The sequence below is a fragment of the Pseudoalteromonas sp. SWYJ118 genome (genome assembly GCF_015864505.1).
Lineage (GTDB): Bacteria > Pseudomonadota > Gammaproteobacteria > Enterobacterales > Alteromonadaceae > Pseudoalteromonas > Pseudoalteromonas arctica.
In genome coordinates, this window is sequence record NZ_JADYXC010000008.1 from 93,595 (window position 1) to 105,492 (window position 11,898).

The following is an 11,898-nucleotide window of genomic DNA, read 5'->3' on the forward strand; positions in this document are numbered from 1 at the left end:
TATGGATCAAAGTACTACACAAATTTATAAACGTCTTGTCTCATATGTTGGCACCTACAAAAGCGTCGCATTTGTCGCAATTATTGGGATGATAGGCTATTCAGCAATGGATGCTTTATTTATTCAATTAATGAAGCCGTTTATTGATCAAGGTTTGAACCAGCGTAATACAGAAGTTTTAAAGTACGCTCCTTTTGTCGTTATCGCGTTAGTTCTAGGGCGTGGTGTTTTTAACTTTATGTCTTCTTACTGCTTAAGTTATGTAGGCTCCCAAGTTGTACGCTCTTTACGCCAAGAGTTATTTGAGCACATATTGCACTTACCCGTTTCTTTTCATGACAAAAACTCAACGGGAGATTTAATTTCAAAAATCACATTTGATACAGAACAAGTTCAACAAGCGATTACTAAAGCCTTGCTAATAGTTGTACGTGAAGGGGCATTTGTTGTATTTTTACTTGCGGTAATGTTCTATACCAGTTGGCAACTATCACTGATATTTTTAGTGATCATCCCACTTGTTGCTATTATTGTCGCCGTCGTCTCTAAACGTTTTCGCCACATTTCTAAAAACATTCAATCTGCCATGGGGCAAGTTACCCGTAGCTCAGAACAAATGCTGAGCGGACATAAAGTTATTCATGGTTTTGGTGGTCAAGATCAAGAGATTAATCACTTCTCGAAAATTAATAATCATAATCGTCAGCAACGTATCAAAATGGACGCAACTAAAGCGCTTAGTGTGTCTATAATTCAAATTTTAGCGGCAAGTGCCATGGCAGTTATTTTGTGGGCGGTGTCGTTGCCATCAATGATTGATACGATTACATCTGGTGACTTCATGGCATTAATTGCCTCAATGATGATGTTATTGCGTCCGCTAAAACAACTTGCCAATGTGAATAGTGATATGCAACGTGGTATCTCTGCAGCGCAAAGTATATTTTTAGTTTTAGACGAAGAAATGGAAAAAGATACAGGCACTGTTTCGGTTGATAAAGTTAAAGGTTTAATTGAAGTTAAGAACGTAACCTTTAAGTACCCAACGAAAGATGAAGCCGTATTAAACGATTTGTCGCTAAAGATTGAGGCGGGTGAAAGTATTGCTTTAGTTGGGCGCTCAGGCTCAGGTAAGTCCACAATTTCTAACTTGTTACCACGCTACTATGACTTAGAGTTACCGAGTGAAATATTACTTGATGGTATAGCCCTGCAGGATTATAAATTAACTGATCTGCGTCGCCAATTTGCTTTAGTGTCTCAGCAGGTCGTGTTATTTAACGATACGATTGCTAACAATATTTGTTATGGCATAAAGCACGATGTGTCTGTTGAAGAGTTAGAACAAGTTGCCAAACAAGCGCACGTGTGGGAATTTGTTAAAGACCTGCCAGAGCAATTAAACACCATGGTAGGCGAAAATGGGGTAATGCTCTCAGGTGGTCAACGCCAGCGAATAGCGATAGCGCGTGCAATATTAAAAGATGCACCTATTTTGATTTTAGATGAGGCAACGTCAGCACTTGATACCGAATCTGAAAAGCTTATTCAGCAAGCGTTAGAAACGCTAATGAAAGATAAAACCTCTATTGTTATAGCACATCGCTTATCTACTATTGAAAACAGTGACCGAATTTATGTTATTGATAACGGTCGTGTGATAGAAAGTGGCGATCATAGTAGCTTATTAGCAAATGACGGTACTTATTCAGCACTTTGCAAAATGCAGTTTGGTGATCAGGCGTGAGCAAAATAGAGCAAAGCTGGTATAAACCATTTGGTCTAATTACTTTATTGTTATTACCATTAAGTGCTTTGTTTTGGGTTGTATCGGCATTTCGAAAACTCTTGTACAGCGCTAAAATACTTAAACCTTTTGAGTGCAAAACGCCTGTTATTGTAGTCGGCAATATAAGCGTAGGCGGCAATGGTAAAACACCTTTTGTTTTGTGGTTGTATAGTCATTTAACACAGCAAGGTTTATCAGTGGGTATTATTAGTAGAGGTTATGGTGGGCAATCAGATAATTACCCGCTGTTAGTCACTTCAGTTGTAGATGCTCAGCAGGCTGGAGATGAGCCTGTGCTTTTATACCATCGTTTAAAATGCCCAATAGCAGTTGGCCCTAATAGACAACACAATATCGATTTATTAGAAAAAAATCATACGCTAGATGTCATTATTTCTGATGATGGGATGCAGCATTATAAAATGCCTCGTAGCATTGAGTGTTGTATTGTTGATAGTGAACGCCGCTTTGGTAATGGTTTTGTTATGCCCGCAGGGCCACTACGCGAAACAACTAAACGCTTACAAAGTGTTGATATAGTAATTGAAAATGGCGGCCAGGCTAATAATAGCTACGTGCTGCAAGTAAGTAACCTTCGCTTAGTTAATTCAGGTGATGATGCAAAACATACGGTAACTCACGCACATGCAATAAGTGCAATTGGGAACCCTAAACGGTTTGAAAACTCATTAGAAGCACAAAATATTAAGCTATTGTCGACTCATCACTTTAGAGATCATTATGCTTATACAGCAGATGATTTTATTCAGTTTGGTGATGATTGCATTATAATGACCGAAAAAGACGCGGTTAAATGTAAGTCCTTTGCAAAACCTAATTGGTATTATTTACCTATAGATGCAGAGCCTTCCGATAGCGTAATAAACACATTAAATTCATTATTAAAAGAAAAAGGAATACTCAATGGCCTTTGATACAAAATTACTCGAGATAATTGCCTGCCCAGTTTGTAAGGGTAAACTACGCTTTGATAGAGAAAACAACGAACTAATTAGTACTGCAGCTAAGCTTGCTTACCCCGTTCAAGATGATATTCCAGTATTGCTTGAAAACGAAGCACGTGAGTTATCTTTAGAAGAGGTTGAAAAGTGGAATTCGTAGTTGTAATTCCTGCACGTTTTGCATCAACCCGACTACCGGGTAAGCCGCTTGCTGATATTTGCGGTAAGCCAATGGTTCAACATGTTTACGAAAAAGCATGTTTATCAGGTGCAAGTAAAGTGGTTATAGCAACCGATCATCAAAAAGTGTTTGATGCAGTAAGTTTATTTACTAGTGATGTTGTAATGACTCGCGAAGATCACCAATCGGGTACTGAGCGTTTAGCCGAAGTAGTTGATTTACTTGATCTCGACAGCGATACAATTGTGGTTAATGTACAAGGCGATGAGCCCTTACTTGCGCCAGAAAATGTATCCCAAGTTGCTGCACTATTAAGTGATTCAACAGCACCAATGGCAACGTTAAGTGTTGCTATTGAAGAGCGTGATGAAGTATTTAATCCTAATGCCGTTAAAGTGGTTAGCGATATAAATAAAAATGCGCTGTATTTTTCTCGTGCAAGTATTCCGTTTGATAGAAGCACAATGATGAATGACAGCAGTGCTCTTAATTTAGCGCCATTTCAGCGCCACGTAGGTATTTATGCGTACAGAGCGGGTTTTATTAAACAATATATAGAATTGAGCGTATCGCCACTTGAGCTACTTGAATCGCTTGAGCAGTTACGTGTGTTGTATCATGGTTATAAAATCAAAATAGAGCAAGCTCAAATAGCACCCCATGCTGGAGTTGATACGCCCGATGACTTAGCTAAAGTGATAGCGCATATTAAAAGTAAAAACGTGTGAGTGAGCAAGTAAGTAAAATATTAAAAATCATTTTTACACATAACGATTTTTATATTTTAGAAAAGCCAGCGGGTCTTAATTTTCATTCAGAAGATGGCCCCGGCTTTGTTGTGTTAGCCGAACAACAATTATCGCAAAAGCTTTATGCCGTTCATCGTTTAGATAAAGTGACATCAGGGCTGATTATTTTAGCGCGAAACAAAGCCGCTGCGGCCAGCTTTACTGTTATGTTTACTGAGCATGCGATTGCTAAATTTTATTTAGCGGTTAGTGACGCTAAACCGAAAAAGAAGCAGGGGTGGATCAAAGGCGATATGGCTAAATCTCGCCGTGGCTCGTTTAAGTTACTAACGAGTAAGCTGAATCCTGCAATTACCCGATTTTATTCGCTAAGCTATAAACCTGGGTTTAGAGGGTATATTTTAAAACCTTACTCAGGAAAGACGCATCAATTAAGAGTGGCACTAAAAAGTGTTGGCTCACCTATTTTAGGCGATGCAATGTATTCAGGCACGCCATCAAATCGTACCTATTTACATGCATATGCGTTGAGCTTTTTATGGCAAGGTGAACAAATACAGCTAACTTTATTACCCGGTAATGGTGATGAGTATTTGGCGTTAATTAAACATCAAGATTTTCAAGCATGGCAGTCGCCATGGCAACTGGATTGGTAAATGAGCGAAAAAGTTACAGATATACGTTTTGGTGGTATTAAACGTTTATATGGTCATCAACAGTTTGATTGGCTTCAAGATGCACATTTTTGTGTAGTAGGGATTGGTGGTGTAGGGAGCTGGACAGCAGAAGCACTTGCACGTACTGGTGTTGGTAAAATAACATTGATTGATTTGGATGATATTTGCGCGACTAACGTCAATAGACAAATTCATGCGTTAACGGGCACTATTGGTCAAGCTAAAGTAGATGCAATGAAAGCGCGCTGCGAGCTTATTAATCCAGAGTGCCAAATTAATGTAATAGATGACTTTATTACGCTTGATAATATTCAAGAGCATATTCAAGGTTTTGATTATGTGATTGATTGTATTGATGCAGTTAAAGAAAAAGCAGCATTAATTGCTCACTGTAAACGTAATAAACTACCTATAATTACAACTGGTGGTGCTGGCGGGCAAACAGATCCTAGCCAAATAACTTTTGGTGATGTAGCTAAAACTACGCAAGACCCATTACTTGCAAAAGTACGTTATATTTTGCGTAAGCAGTATAATTTTAGTAATAATCCTAAACGTAAGTTTAATATTGATTGTGTTTACTCAACAGAGCAATTGGTTTACCCAGGAAGCGATGGCAGCGTATGTCATGCTAAGCAAAGTGCTGATGGCTCGATGAATATGGATTGTAATAATGGTTTTGGATCTGTGACTATGATCACAGGAAGCTTCGGCTTTTTTGTTGCGGCAAAAGCGGTGCGTAAATATCTAGATAAAAAACAACGCTCGCAAGCTTAGTTTTTGCTAACTAAGCTTTTGTTGTGCCATGGTTTGTATTTTATCAACCATGGCTTTAATACCATTACCACGTGATGCGCTTAAGTGGCTTATAAGGCCGAGCTTTTCAAATTCTTCATACGCATTTTTATTCACTACTTGCTCTGGTGTGAGGCCATTGTAAAGCGCTAAAATAATGGCTAATAATCCTTTTACTATACGTGTATCTGAGTCACCAATTACAACAAGTGTATTTTCTGTTAAATCAAATTCAACAAACATCCATACTTTGCTTTCACAGCCCGGTACAAGTGCATCATCAGTCTTCAAAACATCAGCTAAAACAGGTAAAGTTTTTCCTAAAAGCATTATCTCACGATATTTTTGCTGCCAAGCGGGCGCATTTTTTATAGATTCTGTGACTTTGTTAAACGTATTTGTCATGAGTTATCCTAATTAATTCTATTAAAGTGACGTTTAGTCCAGTAAAGCGATACATTTTTTAAGTGAATCAATGAATATATCTACATCTTCATAGGTATTATAAAAACAAAAGCTCGCTCTTAGCGTTCCATTAAGCCCTAAATGTGTCATTAATGGCTGTGTACAATGGTGTCCACTCCTTACTGCAACCCCGTACCCGTCAAGTAAAGTTGCCAAATCATAAGGATGTTCATCATTTAAGTTGAAGCAGAGTGTACCAATATTGTCAGATAGGTTGCTATATATTGTAATACCATCAACCTTTACCAATTTTTGAGCGGCATAACTAAACAATTTTTGCTCATATTGCTGAATTTTTGCGTGATCTAATTCATTTAAATAGTCTAATGCGGCACCAAAGCCTAAAACTCCAGAGATATTTGGTGTTCCAGTTTCAAATTTTGCAGGCGCAGGACGATAAGTACTGTGAGTTAAGTACACTTTATCGATCATTTCCCCACCTGATTGGTAAATATCAAGGGTATTTAATTGCTCATATCGACCATAAAGTACACCTAATCCTGTTGGGCCGAGCATTTTATGGCTTGAGCAGACATAAAAGTCACAGTTTAATTCACGTAAATCGGGTTTTAAATGCAGTGCACCTTGTGCACCATCGACTAAAACAAGAGAATTGACGTCTTTTGCAGCTCTAATTAGTGGTTTTAAATCGGTGATATTACCCAGTGTGTTAGATGCTTGTGTAATAGCTAATAGGGCTGGTTTTGTTTCTTTTATAAATTCACAGCATTCTTTGGTGTTCAGCGTGCCATTTTTATTTAGTGGAAGCGCTATTAATTTAGCACCCGTTTGTTGACTCACTATTTGCCAAGGCACTATGTTTGCATGATGCTCAAGCGGAGATATCATTATGGTATGACTTTCATTTAAGCGCTTTTTTAATCCGTTAGCGACCAAGTTAATGGCTTCTGTAGCACCTTTAGTCCATACAATCTCTTTACTAAATACATTGAAATACTGTGCAGTTTTATCCCGTACTTGTTCATATGAATAAGTTGCTTGCTCGCTAAGTGTATGGCGTCCACGGTGTACATTAGCGTTTTGAAACGTATAGAATTCAGTAATTGTATCTATAACTGATTGAGGCTTTTGTGAGGTTGCTGCTGAGTCTAAATAAACAAGCGGGCAGCCGTTTATTGTTTGATTTAATGTTGGGAAGTCGTTTCTAATTTTATTTATATCAAACTTTAAAGCAAGCATGGCTCATCTACATAGTGTTTTTAAGGCAGGAATTGTAATCGGTTTATGATAATTCTCAAGTGTTGTTAATAAAAAAGGCCGCAAAATGCGGCCTTTTTAAACTAACCAACGTTAATTAACGCTTGTCAGTTGATACGTAGTCACGTTGAGTGTAACCAGTATAAAGTTGACGAGGACGGCTGATCTTATGACCAGGTTGAGATAGCATCTCATCCCAGTGAGTGATCCAACCAACAGTACGTGCCATTGCAAAGATTACAGTGAACATGCTTGTTGGAATACCAATCGCTTTTAAGATAATACCAGAGTAGAAATCTACATTAGGGTATAGTTTTTTCTCTACAAAGTATGGGTCTTCAAGCGCAATTTGCTCAAGCTTCATAGCAATATCAAGAAGTGGATCTTGGATATTCAGCTCAGCTAAAACTTCGTGACACGTTTGACGCATTACTGTAGCGCGTGGGTCAAAGTTTTTGTAAACACGGTGTCCAAAGCCCATAAGGCGGAACGGGTCAGCTTTATCTTTAGCTTTAGCTACGTATTCATCGATACGGTCAACAGAGCCAATCTCTTCTAACATGTTTAAACATGCTTCATTAGCGCCGCCGTGAGCAGGGCCCCACAAAGATGCAATACCAGCTGCAATACATGCATACGGGTTAGCACCAGATGAACCAGCAAGGCGAACTGTTGAAGTTGATGCATTTTGTTCATGATCTGCATGAAGCATAAAGATTTTATCCATCGCTTTTGCAGTTACTGGATTAACTTTATATTCTTCAGCAGGTACAGAGAACATCATGTGTAAGAAGTTTTCTGCGTAGCTTAAATCGTTACGTGGGTATACAAACGGTTGGCCGATATTTGTTTTATAAGCCATTGCCGCGATTGTTGGTAACTTAGCAACAAGCTTAACTGCGCTTGTTTTACGTTGTTCAGCATCAGTAATATCAAGGTCTTCATGATAGAAAGATGATAATGCACCTACTACGCCACAAAGCATTGCCATTGGGTGAGCGTCAAAGCGGAAACCTTGGAAAAAGTTAGCAATTTTCTCGTCAAGCATAGTGCTTGTAGTGATTTCATTCTTAAAAACTTCATATTGTTCTTTAGAAGGTAACTCACCATTTAAAAGTAAGTAACAAAGTTCAATGTAGTTTGAGTCTTCAGCTAATTGCTCAATTGGGTAACCACGGTGAAGTAGTACACCTTTACCACCATCAATATAGGTGATTGCAGATTCACAAGAACCAGTCGACATGAAACCTGGGTCATAAGTAAAGTGACCGTGTGAACCTAACGTACGTACGTCGATTACATCTTGGCCAGCAGTGCCTTGATAAATTGGAAGTTCGATTGGATCTAGTCCATCAATTTGGACTGTGGCTTTTTTATCTGCCATCGTTATGTATCTCCTATTAAGATATCTATTCTGATTTTTAGATTTTAAAGTTCTGAAATCTGTTTTAAGCACATCTTCTCATTTTAACGTGAAAGAGGGGGTTAAAGTCAATTTTTATAAACATTATGCATATATGTATAATAAATATTCGGTATTAATTAAATATAATACTATTGGCTAATTCGCAAACATCTCTAAATAAACAAGAATTGTAAAAAGCCCTGTGGGTATATATACTAACGGTGGTTTTAAACCGTATTGTATTTGGGTAAACATATTCTTAACAGCTTAAAATTTACAGGTTTGTGAACTTTAATTGTTTTGGTACGTTTATTTTGATAGTTCCATCAGTAATATTTGGTGGGTTTTTAGAAAAACAAGTAGATGAGCTCCACTGTGAGCAAAGATGGGCAAGTAACTGTGAAAAAGCAAAGACCTGTAAATCTAGATCTAACAACTATATCTATGCCGGCAACGGCTAAAGCTTCAATTTTTCACCGCGTCACCGGTGTTGCATTATTTTTTGCTTTAACGTTTGTCATTTGGGCTTGGTCTGAGTCTCTCTCTTCAGCTGAAAGTTTTGAATTCGTCAAGGGTCTGTTTAACGGATTCATTGCCAAATTTATAGCTTGGGGCACTGTTTCTGTATTAGGTTATCACCTTATTGGTGGTATCCGTCATATGATTATGGATATGGGACATTGGGAAGAACTTGAATCAGGTAACCTCAGCGCTAAAGTTTCAATGGCTCTTGGTGTTGTGTTTGCCGTATTGGCAGGGGTGTGGATATGGTTTTAAATCAAGCAACTCTAAAACGTGATGGTGTACAAGATTTCGTATCTTTACGTACCACGGCATTAATAATCAGCGCTTACGCGATTTTTATTATCGGCTATTTTTTAGCGACGCCAGAAGTCACTTTCGAAGCCTGGACAGGCCTCTTCTCTAACCTAGCAATGAAAGGGTTTACGTTAATTACCCTTGTTTGCATTATGGTTCATACCCGCATTGGCCTTTGGCAAGTTCTTACAGACTATGTTAAGTGCGCAAAGCTTCGTGCAGTTTTAGGTTTTGTATTAAACCTAATGGCCGTTGCTTACGTAGCTATTGGTCTAATCGTATTATGGGGTGTTTAAGTGAAATATTCTGTTCGTGAATTTGACGCCGTAGTAATTGGTGCAGGTGGTGCAGGTATGCGCGCTGCTTTAGCAATTACAGAATCTGGCAAAACGTGTGCATTAATATCTAAAGTATTTCCAACGCGCTCACACACTGTATCTGCTCAAGGCGGTATTACGGTTGCGCTTGGTAATTCACACGAAGATAACTGGGAATGGCATATGTACGATACCGTTAAAGGTTCCGATTTTATCGGTGACCAAGACGCTATTGAATACATGTGTCAAACTGGCCCAGAAGCTATTACCGAATTAGAAAACATGGGTTTACCATTTTCTCGTTTTGAAAATGGCCGTGTTTACCAACGTCCTTTCGGTGGTCAATCGAAAAACTTTGGTGGTGAACAAGCCGCACGTACTGCAGCAGCTGCTGACCGTACTGGTCATGCTTTATTACACCTTCTATATCAACAAAACGTTAAAAACAAAACAAATGTATTCTCTGAATGGTATGCACTTGATTTAGTTAAAAACGATAATGGTGATGTAGTAGGGTGTACTGCAATTGAGATTGAGACAGGTGAAGTTACCTTCTTCAAATCTAAAGCTGTTGTATTAGCTACTGGTGGTGCAGGTCGTATATTTGCATCAACCACTAATGCTCACATTAACACTGGTGACGGTGTTGGTATGGCAACACGTGCTGGTATTTCTATGCAAGACATGGAAATGTGGCAGTTCCATCCAACGGGTATCGCAGGTGCTGGTACGCTAGTAACTGAAGGTTGTCGTGGTGAAGGCGGTTATCTTTTAAATAAAGATGGCGAACGCTTCATGGAACGTTACGCACCAAACGCAAAAGACTTAGCGTCTCGCGACGTTGTTGCACGTTCAATGATGACTGAAATCCGTGAAGGTCGTGGTTGTGATGGTCCTTGGGGTCCACATCTTAAGTTAAAACTTGACCATTTGGGTGAAGAAACACTTAATTTACGTCTTCCAGGCGTATGTGACCTTGCTAAAACATTTGCTCACGTTGACCCTGCAAAAGAGCCAATTCCAGTAATTCCAACTTGTCATTATATGATGGGTGGTGTTCCTACTAATGTAAATGGACAAGCGCTACAAATCGATGCTCAAGGCAACGAAACAGTAGTTCAAGGTTTATTTGCAGTAGGTGAGATTGCATGTGTATCTGTACACGGTGCAAACCGCTTAGGTGGTAACTCATTACTTGATTTAGTTGTGTTTGGTCGTGCTGCGGGTAACTTCTTAGGTAAGTACCTAAATGACGTTGAAATATCTAAAGCTGCTTCAGAATCAGATTTAGAAGCGTCTCTTGCACGTTACAATCGTTGGGAAAATTCAACGGCTGGCCAAGGTGAAGATCCAGTTCAAATCAAAAAAGACCTACAACAATGTATGCAGCTTAACTTCTCGGTATTCCGTGAAGGTGACTCAATGGCTGCAGGTCTTCAAGAACTTAAAGAAATTCGCGAACGTCTGCAACATGCTCGTCTTGATGATAAATCATCAGACTTCAATACGCAGCGTATCGAATGTCTTGAACTAGACAACTTAATGGAAACAGCTTACTCGACTGCAGTAGCTGCAAACTTCCGTACAGAAAGCCGTGGTGCACATTCTCGCTTTGACTACCCAGATCGTGATGACGAAAACTGGTTATGTCACTCAGTATTCAATCCTGTAACGGATGAAATGAGTAAGCGTGATGTAAACTATGCGCCTAAAACGCGTGAAGCTTTCCCACCTAAAGCACGTGTTTACTAGGAGATAGACGATGGCACAAGTACAATTTTCAGTTTATCGTTATAATCCAGATGTTGACAACGCTCCTCGTATGCAAGAATACACCTTGCAAACAGAGGAAGGTCACGACATGATGGTGTTGGATGCACTTATTCTTCTAAAAGAACAAGATCCTACATTATCTTTCCGTCGTTCATGCCGTGAAGGTGTGTGTGGATCTGATGGTGTTAACATGAATGGTAAAAATGGTTTAGCATGTATTACTCCTTTATCTACGCTACAAAAAAATGGCAAAGGTAAAATCGTAGTACGTCCATTACCAGGTTTACCTGTGGTTCGTGACCTTGTTATTGACATGAGTCAGTTCTACACTCAGTACGAAAAAGTTAAACCTTATTTAATTAATGATCAGCCTGCAGCAGGCGAACGTCTTCAAACTATTGAAGAACGTGATAAATTAGATGGGCTTTATGAGTGTATTTTGTGTGCATGTTGTTCAACATCGTGTCCTTCGTTCTGGTGGAATCCAGACAAGTTCATTGGTCCAGCAGGCCTTCTTCATGCTTACCGTTTCTTGGCTGATAGCCGAGATACAGCAACTGAAGAACGTTTAGCGGATTTAGACGATGCGTTCAGTGTGTTCCGTTGTCACAGTATCATGAACTGTGTTAGCGTTTGTCCTAAGGGTCTTAATCCGACCAAAGCAATTGGACAAATCAAATCTATGTTACTAAACCGAGCGGTTTGATAGCTTAGTAAAGGTAAGATGGCTAATATTAAATTATATTAG

General features: G+C 39.1%; 13 protein-coding genes. 10 read left to right on the plus strand and 3 right to left on the minus strand.

What is annotated here, in order from left to right:
- The first annotated feature begins 1 nt into the window (after position 1).
- Genes msbA through tcdA form a run of 6 tightly spaced genes read left to right on the plus strand, consistent with a single transcriptional unit; the run spans position 2 to position 5,135 of the window.
- A complete protein-coding gene (gene msbA / locus I6F48_RS09965) occupies positions 2–1,747 on the plus strand; it encodes a lipid A export permease/ATP-binding protein MsbA (protein WP_165740983.1) in 1,746 nt (581 codons plus the stop codon).
- A complete protein-coding gene (gene lpxK / locus I6F48_RS09970; RefSeq protein ID WP_165740984.1) occupies positions 1,744–2,724 on the plus strand; it encodes a tetraacyldisaccharide 4'-kinase in 981 nt (326 codons plus the stop codon). The genes msbA and lpxK overlap by 4 nt, the downstream gene beginning before the upstream one ends.
- Positions 2,714–2,911, plus strand: a complete 198-nt coding sequence (locus I6F48_RS09975; protein WP_002961789.1) for a Trm112 family protein — start codon at positions 2,714–2,716, stop codon at positions 2,909–2,911. The genes lpxK and I6F48_RS09975 overlap by 11 nt, the downstream gene beginning before the upstream one ends.
- Positions 2,899–3,660 (plus strand): 3-deoxy-manno-octulosonate cytidylyltransferase, encoded by a 762-nt coding sequence (kdsB, locus tag I6F48_RS09980; RefSeq protein WP_010552668.1) that lies wholly within the window; start codon positions 2,899–2,901, stop codon positions 3,658–3,660. Before I6F48_RS09975 ends, kdsB begins: the two co-directional genes overlap by 13 nt.
- Positions 3,657–4,337 (plus strand): TIGR01621 family pseudouridine synthase, encoded by a 681-nt coding sequence (locus tag I6F48_RS09985; protein WP_165740985.1) that lies wholly within the window; start codon positions 3,657–3,659, stop codon positions 4,335–4,337. The genes kdsB and I6F48_RS09985 overlap by 4 nt, the downstream gene beginning before the upstream one ends.
- On the plus strand, positions 4,338–5,135 hold the full coding sequence (gene tcdA, locus I6F48_RS09990) for a tRNA cyclic N6-threonylcarbamoyladenosine(37) synthase TcdA (protein WP_165740986.1): 798 nt from the start codon (positions 4,338–4,340) through the stop codon (positions 5,133–5,135).
- A 6-nt stretch (positions 5,136–5,141) separates the two neighbouring features.
- Here tcdA and I6F48_RS09995 read toward each other — a convergent pair whose 3' ends face one another.
- The 3 genes from I6F48_RS09995 to I6F48_RS10005 all read right to left on the minus strand — a co-directional run bounded on the left by I6F48_RS09995 (position 5,142) and on the right by I6F48_RS10005 (position 8,220).
- On the minus strand, positions 5,142–5,558 hold the full coding sequence (locus tag I6F48_RS09995; protein ID WP_007586879.1) for a SufE family protein: 417 nt from the start codon (positions 5,556–5,558) through the stop codon (positions 5,142–5,144).
- Positions 5,559–5,591: 33 nt separating this feature from the next.
- The gene (locus I6F48_RS10000) at positions 5,592–6,818 is read right to left on the minus strand and encodes a SufS family cysteine desulfurase (RefSeq protein WP_165727882.1); all 1,227 of its coding nucleotides are present in this window, start codon (positions 6,816–6,818) and stop codon (positions 5,592–5,594) included.
- A 115-nt stretch (positions 6,819–6,933) separates the two neighbouring features.
- The gene (locus I6F48_RS10005; protein WP_007586875.1) at positions 6,934–8,220 is read right to left on the minus strand and encodes a citrate synthase; all 1,287 of its coding nucleotides are present in this window, start codon (positions 8,218–8,220) and stop codon (positions 6,934–6,936) included.
- A gap of 420 nt (positions 8,221–8,640) precedes the next feature.
- Here I6F48_RS10005 and sdhC point away from each other — a divergent pair, with 420 nt between their 5' ends.
- From sdhC to I6F48_RS10025, 4 genes are read left to right on the plus strand one after another with little or no spacing between them, the layout of a single operon-like run.
- The gene (gene sdhC / locus I6F48_RS10010) at positions 8,641–9,018 is read left to right on the plus strand and encodes a succinate dehydrogenase, cytochrome b556 subunit (protein ID WP_076914908.1); all 378 of its coding nucleotides are present in this window, start codon (positions 8,641–8,643) and stop codon (positions 9,016–9,018) included.
- Complete coding sequence (gene sdhD / locus I6F48_RS10015; protein WP_007586873.1) at positions 9,009–9,356, plus strand: succinate dehydrogenase, hydrophobic membrane anchor protein; 348 nt, start codon at positions 9,009–9,011, stop codon at positions 9,354–9,356. Before sdhC ends, sdhD begins: the two co-directional genes overlap by 10 nt.
- Positions 9,357–11,129 (plus strand): succinate dehydrogenase flavoprotein subunit, encoded by a 1,773-nt coding sequence (gene sdhA, locus I6F48_RS10020; RefSeq protein WP_007375750.1) that lies wholly within the window; start codon positions 9,357–9,359, stop codon positions 11,127–11,129.
- A gap of 10 nt (positions 11,130–11,139) precedes the next feature.
- Positions 11,140–11,856 (plus strand): succinate dehydrogenase iron-sulfur subunit, encoded by a 717-nt coding sequence (locus tag I6F48_RS10025; protein WP_007375751.1) that lies wholly within the window; start codon positions 11,140–11,142, stop codon positions 11,854–11,856.
- Positions 11,857–11,898: the final 42 nt, after the last annotated feature.